Source organism: Streptomyces sp. NPDC003248, from assembly GCF_055563235.1.
The window spans coordinates 1-22328 of record NZ_JBVHDT010000009.1 but is presented as its reverse complement, the minus strand read 5'-3'; the positions used below and the strand labels follow the sequence as shown (position 1 = coordinate 22328).

The following is a 22328-nucleotide window of genomic DNA, read 5'->3' as shown; positions in this document are numbered from 1 at the left end:
GGTTCGCCCGCGGGGGAGCGGGGCCGCGGTCACCCGGCGCGGCGCAGGAGGACGGACAGGGCGAGCCGGGACGAGACGTCGAGCTTGCGGTAGACGCGCGACAGATGCGTCTCCACCGTGCGGGTGCTGAGGAAGAGCCGCTCGGCGATCTGGCGGGAGCGCAGCCCCGTCGCCGCGAGTTCGGCTATCTCGCGTTCGCGCTCGCTGAGCAGGGCGAGGGAGTGCGCGGTCCGGTGGCTGTCGGACAGCTCGGTGCGCGTGCGGACCACCCGCTCCTGTACGAGACGGGCCCCCGAGGTGCGGGCGACCACGTCCGCCGAGTCCAGCCGGCCCAGGGCCGTGGCCCGGCCCTGGGTCGCGGCGAGCGCGGGCGCGCCGCTCGCCAGCGTCCAGGCGTACTGCACCGGCATGCCGGCGGAGCGGAAGGCCGCCGCGGCCGGTTCGAAGAGCGCGGCGGCCGCCGCGTGCTCGCCCTCGGCCAGGTGCAGCCGGGCGCGGGCGTCGTGCACGTACGCCTGCTGGACCACGAGCCCCAGGCGTCCGGCTTCCGCCTCGGCCGTCCGGACCAGGCGGTGCGCGCTCTCGTGGTCACCGCACTCCAGTGCGGCCGTGGCCAGCAGGGCGAGCGCGAAGGGCCGGGAGAACGGGCGGACCAGCGGCAGCCCCTCGCCGCCCCCGTTGTCCAGCAGGGTCCGCCGGCACCCGGCGGCGTCGCCGGCGAGCAGCCGTGCCTGGGCCAGCAGACCGGTCGCGGAGGTGCTCCACCAGCTGTGGCCGGGCGGGGAGGCCGTCGTCGCCTCCTCGACGAGCGCGATCGTCTCGGCGGCGTAGTGCCGGCCGTGGGACCACACCAGCGCCGTCGCGCGCATCGCCTGGGCCAGGGCCACCGCGTCCGGGGCGCCGAGGGTGCGGGCCAGGGCCTCGACCTCGCGGGCCCGCCGTTCGGAGGCGGCCAGGCGGCCGGTCCACTGCTCGACCATGGCGAGCGCGAGGAGCCGGTGCATCAGGATGGGCCGGTGGGCGTCCGATCCGGTGGCGTCCAGCCCCCGGCCGAGGTGGCGGGCGGCGTCCGCGAACCGCTCCAGGTAGAGCTCGGCGCAGCCGAGCAGGGCGAGCGTCTCCGGGATGCGGCCGGCCATGGGGTCGGGCAGGGCGTCCAGGAGCCCGGCGCAGCGGGTGACCTCGGGTCCGGCTTCGGCGAGGTCACCCGAGTGGGTTGCGCAGAGCGCGGAGAGGACGCGCAGCACGGTGCGGTCCGCCCGGTCCGCCTCGCCCGGCGTCCGCGCGGCCTCCCGGAGCAGGTCACGCGCCTGGTCGTGCCGGCCGCGCACCACGTGGACCAGGCCGTACTCGATGACCAGCCCGACGGCTTCGGCCGGTAACGGATCGGGCAGGGGCCGGGGCAGCGCGTCGAGGGCGGCGCAGACCATGGCCGTCGCCTCCTCGTACCGGCCGAGCTGCCGCTCGGCGTCGGCGCAGACGGCGTGGGCCCGCAGCGACTGTCGTTCGCTCAGGTCCGCGCGGGGGTCGGCCAGCAGTTCATGGGCGCGGGCGCGGGCCTCCTCCGGCTGCCCGGAGGCGATCAGCGCGCGGCAGCAGGCGAGTTCCAGCTCGGTCCTAGAGCCGGGGGTCCCGTCCCGGCCGGGCGGTGACTCCAGGGCCAGGCGCAGCCAGCGTGCCGCGGTCGCCGGTGCCCGCGCGGCGATGTCCGCGGCTCCTTCGGACAGGGCGCGGGCGGCGAGGGCGGCGTCCGTGCCGAGCAGGTGCTCGGCGTGGCGCGCCCGTTCGTGGGCCCGGCCGCCGCGGGCGGTGAGCAGGTCGAGGGCGCGGTGGTGGGCCCGCAGCCGGAAGGACAGACCGGCCCTCTCGTAGGCGACGTGGCCGACGACGGGATGGCGGAAGCGCAGCCTGCCGCTCCAGTCGGCCGGCCGTACCAGGTCGGCGCGCTCCAACTCGGCGAGGGCGTCGAGGGTGTCGTCCAGCCCCAGCTCCGCGACCTGGGCGACGTCCTGCGGCCGGAACGGGGAACTGAGCACGGCCGCCGCCGACAGCGCGACCGCGGCCCGCGGCGTCAGCGCGTCGAACTCGGCGATCAGCGGTTTCGCCTCGCGGAGCAGCCCGTCGGCGTCGGTTCCCGAGCGCTCGGGCCAGTGGCCGGGGTGCCAGTCCGCCGCGACGAGCAGGCGCAGGTACTGCGGATTGCCGCCGGCCGCGGCGCACACCTGATCCGCGAAGCCGTCGGGCCCGGCCGGGTCGTGCGGCCCGGTGCCCGCGGGCGTGCGCCACGCGGTGAGCAGGGCGGCCACCGCCGGGGGGTCGAGGGGGCCCGGCTCGATCCGGGTCACCGTGCCGGTCCGCACCCCGTCCTCCAGCGCCTCCAGCAGTCCGGGCGGGGTCTGCCGGGGCCGGTGGGTCAGGGCGAGCACGAACGGGCCGGGCTCCGGGGAGCGGGCCAGCCGTGCGAGCGCGGCCGTCGAGCCGGGGTCGCACCCGTGGACGTCGTCGAGCACCAGGACGCCGCCCGCGGCCCACCGGGCGGGTGACGGCCGGCCGGCCTCGTCGAACGGCTCCGGCCCGGCCCCGGCCGCCTGCGGGAAGGACCGCCGTGCGGTCCAGGCGTCGCGGAACACCTGTAACGGGGTGGTGTCCGCGCGGGCGGCACGGGCCCGGGCGACCGGGAGTCCGCGCCGCGCGGCCAGTTCCGCCAGGGCCGTGGCGAGGCGGGTCTTTCCGATGCCGGGTTCTCCGGCGATCTCCACGACCGAGCCGTGGCCGTTCCCCAGGGCCTCCACGATCCGCGTGAGCGCGGCGAGTTCGGCCTCCCGTGCCACCGGGAGTTCCCCGGCGGCCGGTACGGGCACTGCGACCATGGGTGCCGTTCCCCCTCCGTGTGCGGTCCGGCACCCACCTGGTCCGGCTCCGGCCACGAGGATCGGCCGGAACAACCGTACGGAAGTGGCGAGGCCGCTCGACTTACTTTTCTTAAGCTACCTATGCGCCTGAATACCGTATTAAACGTTCTCGGGGTTCCGTGGCTGTTTCAGTCCGGGATGTCCCAGGTGAACCGGTGCACGTGGATGCCGAAGTACGGGAAGGACTCCACCGAGCGCACGCCCGGGAGCGTGCGGACCCTGTCGTTGATGATCAGCGACAGGTCGTCCATGGTCCGGCACACGACCTCCGCGAACAGGTCGTGGGAACCGGCCGTGGACACCAGGTAGATGACGCTGTCGATGCGCTCCAGCGCGTCGATGGTCTCCTTCAGGCCGTCGACCTTGATGGCGAGCAGCGCCATGACCGGCAGCCCCAGTCTCAGCGGATCCGTCACCGCGGCGAACTGGAGCAGCCCGCGCTCCGTCAGCCGCTGCACCCGGGCCCGTACCGCCGGCGCGGACAGTCCCACCTCCTTGCCGAGGTCGGTGTACGACGCGCGGCCGTCCCGCTGGAGCAGCCGGATGAGGGTCTTGTCGACCGTGTCCAGTTCGATGGGGGCCGTCACCGATCGTCTTCCCTTCCCCGGGGCGTTGGGACGCGACCGTACCAAGCCGGGCGGATCCCGACCCGGGCCCCACGGCGGGGACAAGGCGCTCGCATACCGCCCCTCGACCGTTGCCGAACCCGCCGTGCCTAACGTCACGTCCGCCGGGGCGGTGACCGTTCCGGGCCTCTGCGGACGGACGGGGACGGCATCGTGAACGCCTCATCGCCTGGCGGCGTCAAGCTCAGCGGGATCAGGGACTTCCGGCTGCTGTGGGTCGGCGGCCTGCTGACGTCCCTGGGCGCGCAGCTGACGTCCATCGCGCTTCCCCTGCTGGTGATGCGCCAGACCGGTTCGGCCGTCCAGGCGGGCGCGGTCGGCAGCGTGGCGGTCGGAGCCCTGCTGATCAGCATGCTGCCCGCGGGCGCGCTGGTCGACGCGGTCGAGCGGCGCCGGCTCATGCTGTGGTGCCAGGCGGGCAGCGCCGTCCTGGTCGGCTCGCTCGCCGCGGCCGTGGCGCTGGGGCGGTCACCGCTGGCCCTGGTCATGCTGGTGGCCGTGGCCAACGCCGTGATCGCCGGCCTCGTCGGACCCGCCTCCCTGGGGCTGCTGCGGGCCGTGGTCCCGGAGGAGCGGCTCACCGCGGCCTCGGCCCAGTTGCAGGCCAGGTCCTCGGCCGCGCGGCTCGTCGGACCGCTGGTCGGCGGGGCGCTGTTCGCCGTCCATCCGGCGCTCCCCCTGGGAGCCGAGGTCGGCGGCCTGCTGGTGTCGTTGATCTGCCTGGTGTGCGTCCGGACCCGCTCGGCGCCCGCTGCGGCGGCCGGTCCCGCGTTCAGCAGGCGGGAGTTCACCGCGGGCATGGCCTTCATATGGCGGCGTCCGTACCTGCGCACCGTGCTGCTCGTCTTCGGACTGGGCATGAACGCGGCGTTCAGCGCGCTGATGTTCGTCTCGCTCGCCACGGCCTCGGACGAGGGCCGGTCCGGTATCGGGGGCGGCACGGTCGTCTCCCTCACCGCCGCCGGCGCGCTGGCCGGCGCGCTGGCGGCGGCGCGCCTCCCCGCGGGCCTGCGCCCGGGACCGCTGATCGCGGGCACCTGCTGGGCCTGCGCCGCCGCCGCCCTGCTGATGACGCTCAGCCAGGACGTCTGGTACCTCGGGACCCTGTCCGCGCTGTGCCTGGCGCTGGCGACGATCGCGGGCATCGGGTTCACCAGTTCGATGCTGCTGGCCGCACCGGAGGGGATGGTCGGGCGGGTGCAGAGCGCCGGGGGGTTCCTCTCCTCGCTCGTCCAGCCGCTCGGCCCGCTGGCGGGCGGGGCACTGCTCTCCGTCTCGGGGCCCGGAACCACGTACGCCGTGCTGGGCGCGGTCTTCCTGCTCTGCGCCGTCCTGGTGTCGTGGGCGCGCTCCGACGACGCGGTGTCCTCCGGGGACGCGGTGTCTTCCGGGGAATCGGTGTCCTCCGGGGACGCGGTGTCTTCCGGTGAAGCAGTCTCCTCCGGCGAAGCAGTCTCCTCCGGGTACGTGGTCTCCGGCGAAGAGGTCTCCTCCGACGATGCGGTGTCCTCCGGCGATGCCGCGCCCGGCGTGTCCCGGCAGGAGGCTCCCGCCGGTGCCCCGCGGGGTACCACCGGCGACCGGCAGGCTCCGTTCGGACCGTCCCCGGCGCGCGGGGCCGAGGAGCGCCACGCCTCCGGGCCGGGCTGATCCGCGGACGTACCCCGCGGACACCCCCGGCCGCCGGCCGGCCCTGACCACGTCCCGAAGAGCCCGACGCGCCCATGGGAGGGAGCAGGATGGCAGACCCGCAGGAAGCCCTGGTCCACTGTGCCGCGGACCCCGACTGGTTCGAGACGCCGGACCGGCTCGCCGACGAGGAGACCCGCTACCCGCAGACCCGCGCGGAGGTACCGCCGGGCTGGCGGCGCGGCGCCTACGGGCTGTGGACCACGATGACCCCGCTGAACGCCCCGCCCGTGGCACAGGGCTGGAAGATCCACCTGTCGGCGGTCCCGGAGCACGCGCGAGCGACCCTGGAGAAGGCCACCGGGATCCTCCTGGCCCGGGGCGTCCCCTTCAAGTTCCTGCGCAGCGAGGCGGCCCTGCGGCTGGTGTCCGAGAAGTACATGAGCCGGGGCAGCAGCGGGAAGTTCGTCGCCGTGTACCCCGCGGACGACGCGCAGTTCACGGCCCTGGTCGGGGAACTCGCCGAGGCGCTCGACGGGCTGCCCGGACCCTACGTCCTCAGCGACCTGCGGATCGGGCCGGGCCCGGTCCACGTCCGCTACGGCGCCTTCGTGGAGCAGTGGTGCACGGACGAGGACGGGACGCGGGTGCTGGCCCTGCGCACCCCCTCCGGCGACCTCGCCCCCGACGAGCGGGGCCCGGTCTTCCGGACCCCCGAGTGGGTGCGCCTGCCCCCCGTGCTGGAGCCCCACCTGGCCGCACGGCGGAACGCCGGATGGGGCGACTTCCCGTACACCGTCCGCAGCGCCCTGCACCATTCGAACGCGGGCGGCATCTACCTCGCCGAGCACCGCGTCACCGGGGAGCGGGTCGTCCTCCGGGAGGCACGACCGTACGGCGGCCTGGACGCCGCGCACGACGACGCCGTGAAGCGGCTGCACCGCGAGCACCGCGCCCTGCGCCGGCTGCGGGGACTGGACTGCGTGCCGCGGGTCCACGGCGTCGCCACCGTCTGGGAGCACCTGTTCCTCGTCGAGGAGTACATCGAGGGCGAACGGCTGCTCGACGCGATGATCGAGCGCTACCCGGTGCCGGGCCGCGACCAGTCGCCGCGGGCGCTCCGGGACTACGCCCGCTGGGTGGCCACCGTCACCGACGGCCTGGCCGCGGCGCTGGACGCCGTCCACGGGCGGGGACTGTGCTTCCGGGACGTCCACCCGGGCAACGTCATGGTCCGTCCCGACGACTCCGTGGTGCTGGTGGACTTCGAGTACGCCACCGACCTCACACGCCCCGACCTGCCCCGGGTGGGCGCCGCGGGGTTCGCCGCACCCGCCGGGGCCACCGGTGCGGAGGCCGACCGGTACGGTCTGTGGGCCACCTGGCTGAGTCTGCTGATGCCGATGGTGGAGACGCTGGAGCGCGACCCGGGGAAGGCCGACCGCCTGGAGGCGGTGGCACGGGAACGCTTCGGGCTGTCACCCGCCGACGGGCCGCGCCGACCCGTGATCGGCGGCGCGCCGACGGCCGGCACCACGCCCCGCGGCGCGGGCCACGACGACCTCTTCGCCGGTCCTGTCACGTCAGCCGGTCCTGTCACGTCCACCGGTCCTGTCACGTCCACCGGTCCTGTCACGTCCGGCGGTCCCGGCACGTCCGGCGGTCCCGGCACGTCCACCGGTTCCGTCACGTCCACCGGTTCCGTCACGTCCACCGGTTCCGTCACGTCCGGCGGTCCCGCCGTGGACTGGCCCGCCGTCCGTGAACGGCTGCTCGCCGGCCTTCGCTCGTGCGCCACGCCCGACCGCCAGGACCGGCTCTTCCCGGCGGACCGGCGGGTCTTCGCGTCCGGCGGCCACACGGTCGCCCACGGCGCGGCGGGGGTGCTGCTCGCCCTGCGCCGGACCGGCGCCGAGGTGGGCGAGGAGTACACCGACTGGCTGGTGGCGGCGGCCCGGCGCGCCCGCCCCGGAGCGGCACCCGGCCTGTACGACGGTCTGCACGGCACGGCCGTCGCCCTCGACGAACTCGGCCGGCGCGACGAGGCGCTGGAGGTGTTCGACCGCGCCCGCGCGGCCGGTGACCCCCGGCAGGCCGGCCTCTTCGGCGGCCAGGCCGGAACGGCTCTGAGCCTCGGCCACTTCGCGGCCGTCACCGGCGACGACGCCCTGCTGAGCGCCGCGACGCGCACCGCCGACCGGCTGGACGCCCTCGTGCGCGGCGAGGCGCCGCCCGGCGTGGTGGTGCCACCGTACGCCGGACTGATGCACGGCTTCAGCGGCGCGGCCCTGCTCCAGCTGAAGCTCTACCGGATGACCGGGGAGCAGCGGCGCCTGGCCATGGCGCGCGCGGCCCTGCAACGGGACCTCGACCGCTGCGTCACGATGCGGGACGGGATCGTGCAGGTGAAACAGGGGCACCGGCACCTGCTGTACCTGGACGAGGGCAGCGGCGGCATCGCCCTGGTGGCCCGGGAGTACCTCGAACACGCCGACGACCCGCGCCTCACCGCCTTCCTGGACGCGGTGTGCCGCGGCTGTGCGTCGCACTTCGTGCGCGAGCCGGGCCTGATGCGGGGCCGGGCCGGACTGATCGCCGTGCTGGGCGGCCTGGGCGGCCCCGAGCGGCGCGGCGAGGTCGACGCGGCGGTCCGCCGGCTCGGCTGGCACGCCGTCCACCGCGACGAGGGCCTGTTCTTCCCCGGCACCGGGCTGCTGCGCCTGTCCGCGGACCTGGCCACCGGAGCGGCGGGCGTCCTGCTGGCCCTGCACACGGTGTTCGAGGGAAAGGGCGGACTGCTGCCGCTGCTCGCCACGGGCTGACCCGCGGCGCACGGACGACGTACGCACGGACGACGGTGCGTGGACGACGACGTACGGATGACGGCGCGTGGACGACGTACGCACGGACGACGACGTACGGATGACGGCGCGTGGACGACGTACGCACGGACGACGGCGCACGGATGACGACGCATGGACGACGACGCATGGACGACGACCGGAGGAGAACCCCTTGCTCGAGTCGCTCGGCGAGGCCATCGCGGACGAGCAGTACTACGCGCCGCTCGCCACGATGGCCGACCCCGGTCCCCGCTTCGCCCCCGCCCGGGTCCCGGCCGGCTGGCGCGGGACCGACCGGGACATCTGGACGGCGTGGAGCGGCCCGCGGGTCCGGCGTGCCGAACAGGGCTGGAAGATCCACGTCTCGGCGCGGCTGGAGCGCGCCCAGCAGGTCCTCGACGAGGTGGCGGACGTCTGCTTCGCCGAAGGGGTGCCGTTCAAGCACGTGTCGGCACGGTTCTTCTTCCTCTTCCTCCACCACAAGCACGCCCCGCGGGCGCAGTCGGGCAAGTTCTGCGCCGTCTACCCGCCCGACGACGACACCGCGCGGCGCCTCCTCGGCCGTCTCGCCGACGCCCTGCACGCCGAGGACGGCCCCTACGTCCTGTCCGACCGGCGCTACCGGGACTCCAGGACCGTCCACTACCGCTACGGCGCCTTCACCCGCCGCGGCCGGCTGCTGCCCGACGGCACCAGGGAGCCGCTGGTACGGGACGGCCGCGGACGCGATGTCGTCGACCTGCGGCGGCCGGCCTTCACCCTCCCCGACGGCATCACCGACCCCTTCGTCGCCGAGGAGCCGGTGCCGCACCGGGGCGCGATCCGGATCCGCGACTACGAGGTCCTCCAGGTGCTCCAGCCGAGCAACGCCGGTGGGGCCTACCGGGCCCGGGACACCCGCACGGGGCGCCTCGTCCTCCTCAAGGAGGCGCGCGCCCACAACGGCTACACCTGGGACGGCGCCGACGCCCGGCAGCGGCTGCGCCACGAGTACGACGTCCTGACGGCCGTCCACGAAGCCGCGCCGGGGGTGTGCCCGGAGCCGCTGGACCTGTTCACGGAGTGGGAACACGACTTCCTCGTCATGGAGCACGTCGAGGGGGTCGCGCTGCGCGACTGGATCGGCCGCGGCTCGCCCGTCCTCCAGGCCGGCCGGTCCGCCGAGGACTTCGACCGGTACCACGCCGACTGCCGGCGCGTCCTCGCCTCCCTGGACGCCGCCCTCGGCCGGCTGCACGCCCTGGGGCACCGGTTCGGCGACGTCAGCCCCGGCAACGTCATCGTCACCGAGGACAAGGACGCCCGGCTCGTCGACTTCGAGTCCGTGACGCCGGCCGACGCGGCCCCCTCCCGGATGGGCACCCCGGGCTTCGTCCCGCCCCCCGACGTGGTCGCCGCCCACCCCTTCGACCCGTTCCTCACGGACCGCTACGGCACGGCCGCCGTCGCGCTCACCCTGCTGGCCCCCTTCCCCAACACCTCTCGGCTGACGTCGGCGAACCTCGCCCTGCTGCACCGCGACCTGTCGGCGGCGGCACCGGTGCCGGGCGACCTGTGGCGGCGGGCCACCGCCTTCCACCGGCCCGCCGCCGACACCTCCGCGGCGCTGCCCACCCCCGAGGAGGTGGAGGCCGATCCGTCGGCCTGCCTGGCGCGGCTCGCCGAACGGACCGCGGCGGGACTGCTCGCCATGGCCGACGCCGCCCGCCCCGACCGGGTCTTCCCGCCGTCGCCCCCGGCGTTCCGCGTCAACACCGTGTGCGTGGCGTACGGGACCGCCGGAGTGGTGCACGCCCTGCACCGGGCGGGCACGCCGATCCCGGACGACATCGACAAGCGGCTGCGCCGGGACGCCCTGTCCTCGGCCGCCCCGGCGGACCCGGCGGACGGACTGCCGCCCGGACTGGAGGCGGGGCTGGCGGGCGTCGCCCGGGTCCTGGCCCGGCTGGGCCACCTCGACGAGGCGCTCGACCTGCTGCGCACCGCCGACGGCCATCCGCTGACCGCGTCGTCGGCCACGCTCGCCGGCGGCCGGGCCGGGGTCGGCCTCGCCTGGCTCGCCCTGCACCGGTGCACGGGCGACGCCCACCACCTGGAGCGGGCCGCCGCCGCGGGCGACGCCCTCTCGCACACCGCCGACCTGAGGCCGGCACTCGGTCCCCACGACGCCCGCGGACTGTTCCACGGCCGCTCCGGAGTCGCGCTCTTCCTGCACCACCTCGCCCACGACACCGGCGACGAGCGCTACCTGGCGGCGGGACGGCGCCTGCTGCACGAGGAACTGGACCGCGCGGTGGCGCTTCCCGACGGCTCCCTGTCGTTCTCCGACAACGGCGTGAACCAGCGCGTCATGCCCTACCTGGGCGCGGGCTCCGCGGGCGTCGGAACCGCACTCCTGCGCTACGTCGCGTCCACCCGGGACGAACGCTGCGCCGCGGCCCTGCCCCGCATCGTCGCCGACGCCCGCAAGGTCTGCGCGATCCGGGCGGGCCTGCACGGAGGGTTCGCCGGACTCGTCCACTTCATCGCGGACCACGCCGACCACACCGGTGCCGCCGCCGACCGCGGGGACGCGGTACGGCTCGCCACCGGGCTCCTCAAGTACGCCGCCCCCCACGGTGACGGCGTCCGCTGGCCCGGAGGGGACTCGCTCCGGTTCAGCGCCGACCTGGCCGACGGCGCCGCCGGCGTCCTGCTGGCCCTGCACCGAGTCCTCCACGGCCCGGGTGACGACTGGTTCACCCTGGAAATCCCCGAACCCACGAGAAAGTGAAGGTGGTCGACCATGACCGAGATCCTCGCCCTCCAGCAGCTCGAGACCCAGGAGCTCGAGACCCAGGAGGAGGCGGCGGCCGTGCCCTGCTTCAGCATCTGGGCCAGCTCCTGGGTCGACATCGCCAACTAGCCGGCCGCCGGAGGACAAGGAGACCTCACCATGGCGCAGATCCTCGCCTTGCAGACACTCGCCGGCGACCTCGCGGAGGGCCTCGCGGAGGGCCTCGCGGAGGGCCTCGCGGAGGGCCTCGCGGAGGGCCTCCGGGCGGAGGGGAAGTACCCCTGCCTGAGCATCTTCGCGAGTCACTACTCCGAGACCCTGTGACCCCGTAGAGCACGGCTCCGCCGTGGACACCGCAGCCGCGCGGCCGGTGTCCACGGCTTCTACGTACGACCGCATTACGTAGTTCCTCTGATGCCCCGGACCACCGAAGTCTGTGAAGCTCTCCACGGCTTTCTGCAGCCGACGAACGCGCAGGCGGTGCAGACCCGTCCGTTCGAGAGCGAGGCGAAGAGTGGACCACGCACAGACCGCCACGGAGATGCCGCGCACGGAGGTGCCGCGCACGGTCCGGTTACCCGGTGGACGCACGGCCGCCCGCCGGCCACCGGTCGGCCGGGACGAGGAGACGGACCGCCTGCGGCGGATCCTCGCCGACCGCTCGCCCGCGGGGCCCCGGCTGGTGCGGCTGACCGGGGATCCGGGGACCGGCAAGACCCGTCTGCTCGCGGAGTGGGGGGAGCGGGCCGAGCGGGCCGGGTTCACCCTGCTCGCGGGACGGGCGTCCCCGCGGGACCGGGACCGCCCGTTCGCGCTCTTCGCCGAGCCGGTCGCCCGGCTGCTGGCGGACCCCGTACCGACGGCGGCCGTCGCCCCGGCCGACCGGACGCTCCTGCACCGATGTCTGCTGGAACCGGACCCGGCCGCCGGCCGGTCGCGGCCGGAAACGGCGGCCGGTGGGCCGGACCGGCTGCTCCACGTCATCGGCGACCTCGTGTGGGCGGCGGCACGCCACCGGCCGGTGCTGCTGAGCCTGGACGACCTGCACTGGGCGGACGACCGCTCCGTGGACCTGCTCAGCGACCTCCTGCGCCGTCCGCGGGCCGGGACGCGACTGGTCCTGGTCGGTGCCCTGCGCCCGCGTCAGGCGTCCGCGCCGCTGATGGCCGCCCTCACGGACACGCACACCGCCTGCCGGGTCGACCAGGTCGCGCTGCGGCCCCTGTCCCGCGACGCGGTGGACACGCTCCTGGGGCCCGCGACGCCCCCCGAGCGGCGGCGGATCCTCCACCGGGCGAGCGGCGGGAACCCCTTGTACCTGCGGATCCTGTCCCTGTCGCCGAACGCCCCGAGGGGCGTCGACCACCCCCACGGCCTCGTGCTGTCCGAGGAAGCCGCCGTGTCCGCGATGACGGCCGTCGCGCGGGAACTGGCGCCGCTCGGCACCGTGGAGACCGACGTCCTGCGGGCCGCCGCGGTCCTGGGCGACGAGTTCGACCCCGCGCACCTGGCCGTGGTGGCCGGATGCGATCCGCCGGCCGCCGCCGCGGCCCTCGACCGGCTGGTGGCCCTGGACCTGCTGCGGGACGACCATCCGCGCGGCAGGCTGTGCCGGGCCCGGCACCCGGTCCTGCGGGCCGCCGTCCACCGCAGCATCCCCCCGGCCTGGCGCCGGGACGCGCACGCCCGCGCCGACCGGCTGCTGCGGGACACCGGCGCCGGCCCCCTCGAACGGGCCCCGCACGTCGCCCGGTCGGGGCGGATCGGGGACCTGGACGCGATCCGCCTGCTGGGGGAGGCCGCCGACGGACTCATGGACACGGACCCCGCGCTCTCCGCGTCGTGGCTGCGCACGGCGTTGAGCCTGCTCGTCGAGGACCGCGAGGGGCTGCGCGCGCCCCTCACGGCCTCCCTGGCCCGGTCCCTGGGCCTCAGCGGCCGGCTGCGCGCATGCCGGGAGCTCCTGCGGCGGACGCCCCCGGCACCGCACCGCCCCACCCGTGAGAGCGCGCAGCGCGTCGCCTTCCACGCCATGGTCGAACGCCACCTCGGCGACTACCGCGGCGCCGAGGCCCTGCTGGAGGCCGAACTGGCACGGGTGCCGGAGGGCGCGGACGAGCTGGCCCACCCGATGCGGCTGGAACTGGCCACCGTGAGGCTGCTGTCCCGCGCCGGTCCCCGCTCGCCCGAACAGGTGGCCGAGCTGGTGGCCGGCGTCCTGCGCCGGACCCCGCACGGTCAGGAGCCGCAGCGGATGGCGGCCCTGGTCCGGCTGGCGCACGCCGGCGCCTGCCAGGGGGACGTGACCGCCCTGAGGCGGTCCGCGGCCGAGGCGTGCGCCCTGGCGGACGCGACGGGCGACGCCGTCCTCGCCGCGCACCTGGACACCGTGTGCCAGCTCGGCTGGGCCGAGGCCCTCGCGGAGCGGCACCTCGACGCGCTGCGGCACACGACCCGCGGGGTACGGCTGGCCCGTGAGACGGGACAGCTGTTCATCCTCCCTCATCTGCAACTGGCGCACTCCTACGCCGGCCTGGCCGCCGGCCGGCCCGCCGACGCGCTCCGCTCGGCCGAGGAGGCCGAGGAGACCGCACGCCTGCTGGACCGGCCGTCCGTCCTGGGCTTCGCCCTGGCCCTGAACGCCTGGGCCACCTCCCTGCTGGACGGGCCGGACGCCGCGGCGCCGCTCGCCGAGCGCGCGGTGCAGGAGGCCGGCGCCGACGGCCGGCCGTGGGGCGTCACCGCGGGAGTGCTGGCCGGCATCCGGGTCGCCCAGGGGCGTCCGGACGAAGCCCTGGACCTGGCCCGCTCCGCCGCCGAGCACAGCGGACCTCCCGGCACCGCACGGTGCGTCAGACCGATGTGGTACGCCCTGGCGGCCGAGGCCGCGGCCGCCCGGGACCACGGCGACGGACGTGTCTGGGCCCGGCGCGCCCGGCTGGACGCCGAGGCGCTGGGCCTGCCGGGCCAGCGCGGCCACGCCGCCCTCGCCGAGGCCCACACCTCGGCCGACCCGATCGGGCCGCTGCGCTCCGCGATCGGCGACTTCCGCACGGCCGGGCTCGTGGTGATGGAATGCCGGGCGGGGCTTCTGCTGTCGCGGACGCTGGCGGCCCGGGGCCGGGACGAGGAGGCACTGGCCGCGGCCCGGCACGCCAAGAGGCTCGCCGAGTCGTGCGGGGCGCGCCACCTGCGACGGCAGGCCGTGGACGTCCAGCGCCGGCTGGGCGCCCGGCAGCCGCGTACGGCGCGGGAGCCGCACGAGACCGGCCCGCCGATGTCGGTCCGCGAACGCGAGATCGCCCGCCTGGTCGCGCTGGGGCTGTCCAACGGCGACATAGCCCGCGCGCTGGTCGTGTCGCCCAAGACGGTCGAGGCGCACCTCACCCGCGTCTTCCGCAAGACCGGAGTGCGGTCGCGCGCCGCGCTCATCGCCGTGATGACCTCCGAGGACGCCCGCAGGGGGGCCTGAGACCGGCCGACGTCCGGTGCGGGCCGGGCGCCGGACCGCGGCGGCTCGGCTCGGCGTGACGGTGCCGACTCAGCGGCTCGGCTTGGCGTCGCGGCTCCGGCGGCTTGGCTGGGCGGCTTGGCTCGGCTTGGCGGCTCGGCCTCGGTGTCGCGGCCCGGTGTCGCGGCTTGGCGTCCCGGCTCCGGTGTCGCGGCCTGGCGGCCCGGCCTCGGCGTCGTGGCCTGGCGTGCCGGCTGGCGTGGCGGCCCCGGCGTCGAGGCCCGGCGGCCCGGCCGGGCGGCCCGGCCAGGCCGCCCGGGAGGCCGGTGGCGGCGGCAACCCGCTCAGGGCCGCGCGTCCCGCGCCGCGGGCGGTCCGGGCGGGGTCACGGCCGCGGTGTCTCCACCAGGAGTTCCTCCAGCTGGCGGACCAGCCGGGCCGCCGCGGTGCGCCGGTCGGGGGCGAGGTCCGGGCCCGCGGTGGACGCGTCCGCGTGCCGTCTGACGATGTGCAGGGCGATGGCGGCCTGGCGGGCGAAGAGGAACAGCAGGTCGAGTTCGGACAGGCTGGAACGGGACTGGACGGCCGGGTCCAGGACCTCCAGCACTCCCAGGACGCGATCGCCGTGGATCAGCGGTGCCGCCATGATCGCGTCGGGGACGTAGTGGGTGGACTGCGCCAGGGAGCGGTCGAACGAGGCGCTGGCCGTCAGGTCGTCCACGATCATGGGCTCCCCGGAGGCCGCCACCCAGCCCGCGATGCCGCGGTCGGCCGGGAAGCGCCTGCCGACCAGGAACTCCTCGCCCCGGCCGGAGACGGCCTGGAAGACCAGTTCCCCGGCGTCCTCGTCCAGGAGGAAGACCGAGCCGGCCTGGGCCCCGAAGATGGCGCGGGCCACGTCGACGATCGACTGGAGCAGTTCCCCGGCCGATGGGTCGCCCGGCGTCGCGGAGGATTCCGCGGCGGGCGGGATGTGATGGGACACGCTGACACCTCTACTGGTCGATGCCGCCGGCGGCGGTGCCCGGACCGCTGCCGACGTGAGGGAGACGGACGTTGGCGGCGGAGAGATAGAGCGCGGTCTTCAGCTGGAAGGGGGTCATGCGGGGGTGCGCGGACAGGATCCGGGCGGCCAGTCCGGTGATGAAGGGGGTGGCGAAGCTGTTGCCGGTGGTGCGGATGGACTCGCCGCCCAGCCAGGCGACCTCCACGTTCTGGCCCGGGGCGAAGAACTCCACCGGCGGCCGTGGGTTGTACAGGTGCAGGCCGGCGTCGTCCTCGTGGTGGCTGCCGACCGAGATCACCGAGGCGAACCGCCAGGGGAAGCTCTCCACCGGGGTGTTGTGCGCCGAGGCGACGATCACCGTGCGGCCGAAGTACGCCTCGTCGGCCAGCGCGTGCAGTTCCCCGGCGAAGCGGGTCCTGGTCGTCGACAGGCTCAGGTTCACCACGTCGAAGCCCTGCTGCACGGCCCAGCGCAGCCCGGCCAGCAGGATGTCCCCGGTGCCGGAGAAGCGCTCGCCGAGGACGCGGACGCTGTGGAGTTCGCACTCCGGTGCGACGCGGCGGACGATGCCCGCGCAGGCCGTGCCGTGTCCGCAGGTGTCACCGGTGTCCGTGCTCTCCACCCGGATGCCGCCCTCGTCCTTCACGACGACCCACGATCCGTGCACCGTGCCCACCGCGGGGTGGTCGCGTTCGACGCCCGAGTCGACGACACAGACCCGGACGCCCCGGCCCGTGCCCTCCTCGGCCGCCGCGGTGACGTCGGTGAAGGTGTCCGCCGCGACCGGGATGTCCTCGGGGCTCCTGCCCCGCAGGCTCCAGGTGAGCTCACGGCTGTGTGCGGTGGGGGCGGTGGTGGCGGTGGTGGGCGCGCTCATCGATGCTCGATCCGGTCCGGGCGTACAGGGGTGGTGTCGGGGCTGTCGGAGGCGAGGCGGAGCACCTCGGCGGCCCGGCGCGCTCCCGGCCGGTGGCCCTTGGCGTCGAACCAGGTCCCGGCCTCCGCCGCGGAGGCCGCCGCCCGGCCGCCGAGGCCGAGCAGCAGACAGGTGTGCGCGTGGTCCAGGGCGGCCAGGCCCCGCACGGCCGGGGAGTCCGTGGCGGTCGCCGCGTCGACGGCACGGCCGGCGAACCGCAGGGCGTCGCCGGTGAGCCCGCGCGCCGCGGCGAGCCGGCCGCGCAGGCCGTCCAGTTCTACGGTCTCGACGTGCGGCCTGTCCGTTTTCCGTGCGAGCCGTCCGACGACGTCGGCGGCCTCCGTGAACCGGCCGGAGTCGACCAGCAGCCGGGCGGACTCCAGCGCGATGCCGTCCAGCAGCGTGCCGGCGCCGTACCGCCGGCCCTGCTCGGTCGCGCCCTCCAGCAGGGCCAGGGCCCGGTCCCGGTGGCCGGCCAGGGTCTCCACCGTCGCGCCGAACACCGGCAGGAAGACCCGGGCCTCGGCGTACCCGAGCTCCACGGCCAGCCGTTCGGCCTCCGCCAGGCTCTCGCGGGCCGCGTCCCAGTGGTCGTCGAGCGCGAGGAGGAGGGCGAGCGGGCAGCTCAGGGTCAGTCTGACCGTGCGGCGCTCCGTGCCGTGCTCGGCGAGGAGGTCCCGGCAGCGGCCGAGGGCCGACGCCACCGGCTCCGGCCCCCGCCACAGCGAGATGCCCGTCGCGCCCAGCGCGGCCGCCCGCTCGGGCTCGCCGTCGGCGTCGACCGCGTGCGTCAGGGCGCGGGCGAGGTAGTCGGCCGCCTCCCCGTGCCGGCCCTGGGCCTGGCAGCGCTGCCCGAGCCGCAGGCAGGCGCGGGCCTGCCCGAGGTCGTCCCCCGCGGCCTCGAAGACGGCGAGCGTGGCCCGCGCCGCCCCGGCCGGTGACTCGCCGCCGGGGCTCACCGTGGCCAGGGCCAGCCGGGCATGGGCGGCCTCGACCGGGTCCCCCGGCGCCGCCAGCACACGCCGGAGCAGCTCGCGCCCCTCGCCGGTGCGCCCCAGGGCCAGCCGGGTCTCGCCCAGTCTGCGGACGGCGGCGGTGCCGCTCGCCTCGTCCGCGCGGTGCAGGGCCACGGCGCGCTCCAGGAGGTCCTCGGCCCAGGGCAGGTCGGCGCGGGCGAGGGCCTGCGCGCCGGCCTCGCCGAGCGTCCCGGCCGCGCGGATCCGCAGCGCGTCGGTGACCTCGTCGGACAGGCCCAGCTCGCTGCGGTGACGGTGGGCCCGCTCCAGGTGGCCGCCCACCGACGCGGGTCCGGCGGCGCGCACGGACGGCAGTTCCGCCGCCCTCGCGTGCCCCTCCGCCCTGGCCCGCTTGGACAGGCACTGGTACGTGACCTCCTGGACCAGCCCGCTCGCGAACCGGAAGGACGCCTCCCCGGGCCGGCCCGCGGGCCCCGGCTCCACCAGCCGGCGCCTGACGAGTCCGCGCAGGGCGGCCCGTACGGCGTCCGCGGTGACCGGAGCGACGAGCGGACCACCGCCGCCCCACGCCCCGACGGCCCCCTCCGGCCGGTTCGGCCCGTTGGGCCCCTCCAGCTCCTTGAACCCCTCTGGCCCCTTGAGCCTCTCAGGCCCGTTCAGCCCCTCCAGCCCCTCCGGCCCCTCGGACCTGGTCAGCCCCTCCGCCCCCGTCAGCCCCGCCAGCTGGGCCGGGGTGAACTCGCGGCCCAGTACGGCGGCGAGGTCCAGGACGCCGCGGTCGCGCGGTTCCAGGGCGTCGATGCGTGCGCCCAGAACGGCCTGCACGGTGGGCGGCAGCCCGTCCCGCAACCCGCTCTCGGCCGCGGCGGCGAGCAACTGCTCCAGATGCAGGGGGTTGCCCCCCGCCCGCTCCAGCAGTCCGGCCGGCACGCCGTCCCGGTGGGCGGCGACGTCCGTCAGTTCCCCGGCCAGCAGCGCGGACTCCTCGTCCGACAGCCCGGTCAGCGGCAGCGACAGGGCCGGAGCACCGAGTGGATCGGGACGGGACTCCAGCAGTTCGGGGCGGGTCAGGCAGACGAGCAGCACGCCCGATCCGTCCAGCTCGCCCAGCAGCCGGTCGAGGACGTCCAGCAGCAGCGGCGCCGCCCACTGGCCGTCGTCGATCACCAGGACGACGGGGGAGTCGGCGGCCAGCGTGCCCAGGACCCGGACCAGGGCCGCACAGGTCTCGTCCAGCGAGGGGTTCGGGGTGCCGTCCCGCAGCAGGCCCCCGTCCAGCAGCCGCAGCGCCTCCTCGAAGCCCGGCCGCCCGGCGCCGGCGTGCGGAGGCGCGGGGTCCGTCCCCGGGCGGCGCCCGGTCGCGGCCAGCAGCTCGACCACCGCGTCCGCGAGCGGGCGCAGGCTGCCCTGCTCCCCGTAGGGCCGGCAGCGGCCGGCTCCGTGCCGGTGGGGCCGTGTCGTGCGCCGCAGCCACTCCCGTACGAGCCGGGTCTTGCCCTGCCCGGCCTCCCCGTGCACCAGGACCCGCCGGGCGCCGCCGTCCGCGGCGACCGCGGCGAGCGCGGTGTCCAGCGCGTCCAGCTGGCCCCGGCGGCCCACGAAGCGGGCGTCGAAGCGGCGCAGGAGTTCGGGGTCGTCCTCACCGACCTCCAGCAGCCGGTAGGCGGTCACCGGCTCGGCCTTGCCCTTGAGGGTCAGCGGCCCGACCGGTTCGGCCCGTACGGTCGGACCCGCGGAGAGCAGCGTGTCGGGGCCGATGAGGATCTGGCCCGCGGCGGCGTTCTGCTCCAGCCGGGCGGCCACGTTGACGGTCTCGCCGGAGACGAGCGCCTGCCGCGCCGAGGCGTCGGCGCCCGCCACCACCTGACCGGTGTTGACCCCGATCCGGACGTCCAGGCGTACTCCCGGCAGGGCGCCGAGTTCCGCGTTCAGCCCGTCCAGCGCGTCGACCATGTCCAGCGCCGCGGCGAGCGCGCGGCGGGCGTCGTCCTCGTGCACGGTGGGCACGCCGAACACGGCCATGACGGCGTCCCCGATGAACTTCTCCACCGTCCCCCCGTGGGCTTCGATCCGGCGTCTCATCAGGTCGAAGTAGCGCAGGGTGACGGTGCGCAGGACCTCCGGGTCGAGAGCGCCGGAGAGCGCGGTGGAACCGACCAGGTCGCAGAAGAGGACCGTGACCACCTTGCGGCCGGCCGGGGAGCCGGCGGGCGGCGCGCACGCCGCGCCGCACGACGGGCAGAAACGCGCGTCGGGCGGCAGCACCCGCCGGCACGCGGAGCACTCGGGCATGTCCGCTGTCCTTCCTCGCGTGGGGGACGTGGGGGACGTGGGGGACGTCGTGGAAGGGACGTCGTGGAAGGGACGTCGTGGAACCGGACGCCGGGTCCGGCGCGGTCGCGGTGCGCGCGGCTCAGAACAGCGCCCCGCCCGCGATGTCCATGTGCGCCTGCACCTCGGGCCCGCTGTCGTCCAGCCGGCCCTTGATGTCGACCAGCACACCGAGCTCGTGGGGGGTGAGGGCGCGGAGCACCTCCCGCTGTTCCTCGGTGAACGCGTCCACGGCGAAGCCCGCGGCCCGCAGACGGGTCAGCGGGTCGTGACGGTCGGTCATGGAGAACCTCCTGGAGTGGCTGCCAGCTGGAGGAAGAGCCGGGCGACCCCGTCGGCCGTGTGCAGCGCGCTGACGGTCACCGCCTCCTCCTGGTCCCGGGTCAGGGGCAGGGAGTCGATCAGGTCGTCCACCGCCGCCAGATGCCCGGTGTCGAGTTCCGCGTGCTCGCGCACGGTGCGGAAGGCGGCGGCGGGCAGCCCGGTCCGCGCCGCGAGCCGGCTGGCCAGCCAGGGCGCGGGCGCGTTGCCCTCCAGGACCCGGATGTAGCCGAGGAGGGCGACCGGATGGTGGTGCTCGACCCAGTAGTACTGCGCACCCGCCAGGCCGGCCACGACGGGCGGGCCGATCCCGTGGCGTGCGGGCGCCGGGTCGGCGCCGGCCGCGGCCAGATCGTCGAGCAGCCAGTCGTCGTGGCCGCGCTCCTCCTCGATGTGCTGTTCGAGGTAGCGGGCGAGCGGCACCGCCGAGGGGTCGCCCGGCGGCAGTTCCCCGCAGCGCTGGGCGGCCCGCTCCATCAGCGGCACCGACGCGCGGATCAGGGCGTGCATGGCGTACAGGTACGCGACGTAGCGGGAGACGTGGCGGGAGGGCCCGCCGGAGGGCTCCCACAGCGCGGCGGCCGCGGCGTTCAGCGTGGGGGCGGCGAGGGCGAGTTTGACGCGCAGCGCCGCCGACCGGCTCGGTGCGTTCATCCCGCCGCACCGCCGCCCGCCGCGGGGCGCAGCGCCACCAGCTCCGCGTAGGGCGGGCAGCCGTGCCGCCGCACGACCTCCACCGGCCCGGCCGCGACCTGCATCCGGGAGGCCTCCCGGTCGAGCAGGGCGCCCACCGGGCCGGACGCCTCCCGTGCGGCACCGGCCAGCACTTCGGGGTGGTCGGACAGGCCGCGGCAGGTTCCGCAGTAGTCCGGCTCCCGGCCGTCGGCGCGGTGGCGGGCGTACAGGTGCGCGGGACCGACCGTCCTGATCATCCGCAGCACCGGCGAGGACAGCGCGCGGTGGCGCACCGCGCCCCAGCCGTCCTCGGCGATGTGGCCCAGTGACAGGTGCCCGGGGACGGGACGCCGGTCGACCACCCGCTGGTTGCAGCAGGCCAGCACCGCGCCGTCGAACGCCACGACCGGCCAGGCCGCCATCGCGCAGGGCAGCGCGCGGCGCGCATCCAGGGGCCGGTGCGCCCGCCCCGCCCAGGAGGCGGCCCGGCCCACCGGGCGGACCTCGTTGACCAGCATCGGCACCCGGTCGGCGAACTCCCGCCTGATGTGCGCGGTCACCTCCGCCAGATAGGGATCGTCCGGGCCGCTGCCGGTGAGGTGGAAGCTGGCCGCGATCCCCGCGTCGAGGACCTGCCGTACGGCGCGCAGGACGTCGGCGCGCGGGACCTCCCGCTCGTGGTGGACGTCCAGGCTGGCCGAGAAGTGGTCGACGGCCGAGATCGCCCGCATGATCCGGGGCGGTATCCGTCCCCCCTTGGCGAAGAACATGCCGCTGAGGAGCGCGGTACGGGTGCCGGCGCGCCCGGCGAGGGCGGCGAGCCGGGCCGCCGCGTCCGGGAGCAGCAGGGGCTCCCCACCGGTCAGCATCATCACCTCGGGCCGGTCCTCGGCCGTGAACGAGCCGACGAACCGCTCCAGGTGCTCCGCGTCCGGCTCCTCCCCGGTCGGGGTGGAGGAGGTGGAGCAGTGCGCGCAGCGCAACGGGCAGCGCCGCGTGAGGGTGACCAGCAGTCCCGCCGCCGGAACCGGCCGCAGTCCGATGAGTTCGGCCAGTTCCATGAGCCGCCCCCGGTCAGTCGGTGTGCCGCCCAGGTGCGGCCGTGTCTCGACCAGCAGGTTCCCCGGGGCGGGTTGGCATCCGGTGGACGGGCGGTTGCGGACCGGTATGTCCGCCGGTCGCGGCCCCCGTCGGGACGCGGGAGGCGGGGCAGGGAGCGCCGGGTCTGCGGTGCCGGGTGTGGCATCTGCGGTGCCGGGTGCGAGGTGCGAGGTGGGAGGTGCGGGGTGCGAGGTGCGGGGTGACGGGTGTCCGGTGCCGTGAGTCCGGTGCCGGGTGTGCGGTGGTGACGTCCCCTGCGAGCTGGCCCGACACCGTTTCCATACCGGTGATCGTGTGTTGTCGAACTCCCGTTCCCTAACGTGCTGTTCGTGCCGGTCGGCGACCCAGCAGCCGGCGGATGACCCCGACCCGTGAGGAGATCACCATGGCCGAGAACATCGAACCCGTCGAGGAGCAGAACGAGGACGCCCCCGAGGTCGAGGCCCACAGCTCCGTCCTGGACGCGCAGGGCCTGGGCAAGGACATGGACAAGGCCGAGGGCTCCTGCATCAGCCTCGTCAGCGCGACGTCGGCGGTGTGACCGCCGGCGGGGGGTGCCCCGCGCGTGAGCGCCGGACACCCCCCGCCGACCCGATCGGCCCCGCCCGATCGCCGTCCGGGCCGGACACCCCTGCCGTCCGGGCCCGGACACCCCGCCGGGCGGCCGCCCCCGGGGGGGCGGCCCCCCCGGGGGGCGGGAAACCAGCCCCACCGCCCACCCGGGCCCGGCCGGCGCCCGCGGGCCCCCCCCGGGGTAGTTGGGG

General features: G+C 76.1%; 14 protein-coding genes. 6 read left to right on the top strand and 8 right to left on the bottom strand.

Features of this window, described 5'->3' with window-relative positions; all coding sequences use genetic code 11:
• Positions 1 to 29 precede the first annotated feature (29 nt).
• The gene (locus tag ACZ3KJ_RS21520) at positions 30 to 2870 is read right to left on the bottom strand and encodes a helix-turn-helix transcriptional regulator (RefSeq protein WP_467529117.1); all 2841 of its coding nucleotides are present in this window, start codon (positions 2868 to 2870) and stop codon (positions 30 to 32) included.
• 170 nt (positions 2871 to 3040) lie between these two features.
• Positions 3041 to 3499, bottom strand: a complete 459-nt coding sequence (locus tag ACZ3KJ_RS21515) for an Lrp/AsnC family transcriptional regulator (RefSeq protein WP_467529115.1) — start codon at positions 3497 to 3499, stop codon at positions 3041 to 3043.
• Between the two features lie 192 nt (positions 3500 to 3691).
• Here ACZ3KJ_RS21515 and ACZ3KJ_RS21510 point away from each other — a divergent pair, with 192 nt between their 5' ends.
• From ACZ3KJ_RS21510 to ACZ3KJ_RS21490, 5 genes are all read left to right on the top strand, one after another.
• Positions 3692 to 5188 (top strand): MFS transporter, encoded by a 1497-nt coding sequence (locus ACZ3KJ_RS21510; protein WP_467529114.1) that lies wholly within the window; start codon positions 3692 to 3694, stop codon positions 5186 to 5188.
• An 89-nt stretch (positions 5189 to 5277) separates the two neighbouring features.
• A complete protein-coding gene (gene lanKC / locus ACZ3KJ_RS21505; RefSeq protein ID WP_467529112.1) occupies positions 5278 to 7989 on the top strand; it encodes a class III lanthionine synthetase LanKC in 2712 nt (903 codons plus the stop codon).
• A 193-nt stretch (positions 7990 to 8182) separates the two neighbouring features.
• On the top strand, positions 8183 to 10783 hold the full coding sequence (gene lanKC, locus ACZ3KJ_RS21500) for a class III lanthionine synthetase LanKC (RefSeq protein WP_467529110.1): 2601 nt from the start codon (positions 8183 to 8185) through the stop codon (positions 10781 to 10783).
• 162 nt (positions 10784 to 10945) lie between these two features.
• Positions 10946 to 11110 (top strand): hypothetical protein, encoded by a 165-nt coding sequence (locus ACZ3KJ_RS21495; RefSeq protein ID WP_467529108.1) that lies wholly within the window; start codon positions 10946 to 10948, stop codon positions 11108 to 11110.
• Positions 11111 to 11300: 190 nt separating this feature from the next.
• Positions 11301 to 14258, top strand: a complete 2958-nt coding sequence (locus ACZ3KJ_RS21490) for a helix-turn-helix transcriptional regulator (protein ID WP_467529107.1) — start codon at positions 11301 to 11303, stop codon at positions 14256 to 14258.
• 364 nt (positions 14259 to 14622) lie between these two features.
• Here the strand turns inward: ACZ3KJ_RS21490 and ACZ3KJ_RS21485 are convergent, their stop codons facing one another.
• The 6 genes from ACZ3KJ_RS21485 to ACZ3KJ_RS21460 form a co-directional block, all read right to left on the bottom strand.
• Positions 14623 to 15222 (bottom strand): GAF domain-containing protein, encoded by a 600-nt coding sequence (locus tag ACZ3KJ_RS21485; protein WP_467529105.1) that lies wholly within the window; start codon positions 15220 to 15222, stop codon positions 14623 to 14625.
• A 10-nt stretch (positions 15223 to 15232) separates the two neighbouring features.
• The gene (locus ACZ3KJ_RS21480) at positions 15233 to 16120 is read right to left on the bottom strand and encodes a S8 family peptidase (protein ID WP_467529104.1); all 888 of its coding nucleotides are present in this window, start codon (positions 16118 to 16120) and stop codon (positions 15233 to 15235) included.
• Positions 16117 to 19428: an adenylate/guanylate cyclase domain-containing protein gene (locus tag ACZ3KJ_RS21475; protein ID WP_467529102.1), complete on the bottom strand. Its 3312-nt coding sequence runs from the start codon at positions 19426 to 19428 to the stop codon at positions 16117 to 16119. The genes ACZ3KJ_RS21480 and ACZ3KJ_RS21475 overlap by 4 nt, the downstream gene beginning before the upstream one ends.
• Positions 19429 to 19549: 121 nt before the next feature.
• On the bottom strand, positions 19550 to 19750 hold the full coding sequence (locus ACZ3KJ_RS21470) for an aroma-sacti cluster domain-containing protein (RefSeq protein ID WP_389515385.1): 201 nt from the start codon (positions 19748 to 19750) through the stop codon (positions 19550 to 19552).
• The gene (locus ACZ3KJ_RS21465; protein WP_467529099.1) at positions 19747 to 20442 is read right to left on the bottom strand and encodes an iron-containing redox enzyme family protein; all 696 of its coding nucleotides are present in this window, start codon (positions 20440 to 20442) and stop codon (positions 19747 to 19749) included. Before ACZ3KJ_RS21465 ends, ACZ3KJ_RS21470 begins: the two co-directional genes overlap by 4 nt.
• Positions 20439 to 21524: a radical SAM protein gene (locus tag ACZ3KJ_RS21460; RefSeq protein WP_467529097.1), complete on the bottom strand. Its 1086-nt coding sequence runs from the start codon at positions 21522 to 21524 to the stop codon at positions 20439 to 20441. Before ACZ3KJ_RS21460 ends, ACZ3KJ_RS21465 begins: the two co-directional genes overlap by 4 nt.
• A gap of 398 nt (positions 21525 to 21922) precedes the next feature.
• On the opposite strand from ACZ3KJ_RS21460, the gene ACZ3KJ_RS21455 reads away from it, so the two are divergent.
• Positions 21923 to 22105 (top strand): hypothetical protein, encoded by a 183-nt coding sequence (locus ACZ3KJ_RS21455; RefSeq protein WP_467529095.1) that lies wholly within the window; start codon positions 21923 to 21925, stop codon positions 22103 to 22105.
• Positions 22106 to 22328: the final 223 nt, after the last annotated feature.

Excerpts from the sequence above, each read along its gene's own strand:
- ACZ3KJ_RS21480 (WP_467529104.1), bottom strand. The coding sequence starts at position 16,120 with ATGAGCGCGCCCACCACCGCCACCACCGCCCCCACCGCACACAGCCGT.
- ACZ3KJ_RS21465 (WP_467529099.1), bottom strand. The coding sequence starts at position 20,442 with ATGAACGCACCGAGCCGGTCGGCGGCGCTGCGCGTCAAACTCGCCCTC.
- ACZ3KJ_RS21470 (WP_389515385.1), bottom strand. The coding sequence starts at position 19,750 with ATGACCGACCGTCACGACCCGCTGACCCGTCTGCGGGCCGCGGGCTTC.
- lanKC (WP_467529112.1), top strand. The coding sequence starts at position 5,278 with ATGGCAGACCCGCAGGAAGCCCTGGTCCACTGTGCCGCGGACCCCGAC.
- ACZ3KJ_RS21460 (WP_467529097.1), bottom strand. The coding sequence starts at position 21,524 with ATGGAACTGGCCGAACTCATCGGACTGCGGCCGGTTCCGGCGGCGGGA.
- ACZ3KJ_RS21455 (WP_467529095.1), top strand. The coding sequence starts at position 21,923 with ATGACCCCGACCCGTGAGGAGATCACCATGGCCGAGAACATCGAACCC.
- ACZ3KJ_RS21475 (WP_467529102.1), bottom strand. The coding sequence starts at position 19,428 with ATGCCCGAGTGCTCCGCGTGCCGGCGGGTGCTGCCGCCCGACGCGCGT.
- ACZ3KJ_RS21495 (WP_467529108.1), top strand. The coding sequence starts at position 10,946 with ATGGCGCAGATCCTCGCCTTGCAGACACTCGCCGGCGACCTCGCGGAG.
- ACZ3KJ_RS21520 (WP_467529117.1), bottom strand. The coding sequence starts at position 2,870 with ATGGTCGCAGTGCCCGTACCGGCCGCCGGGGAACTCCCGGTGGCACGG.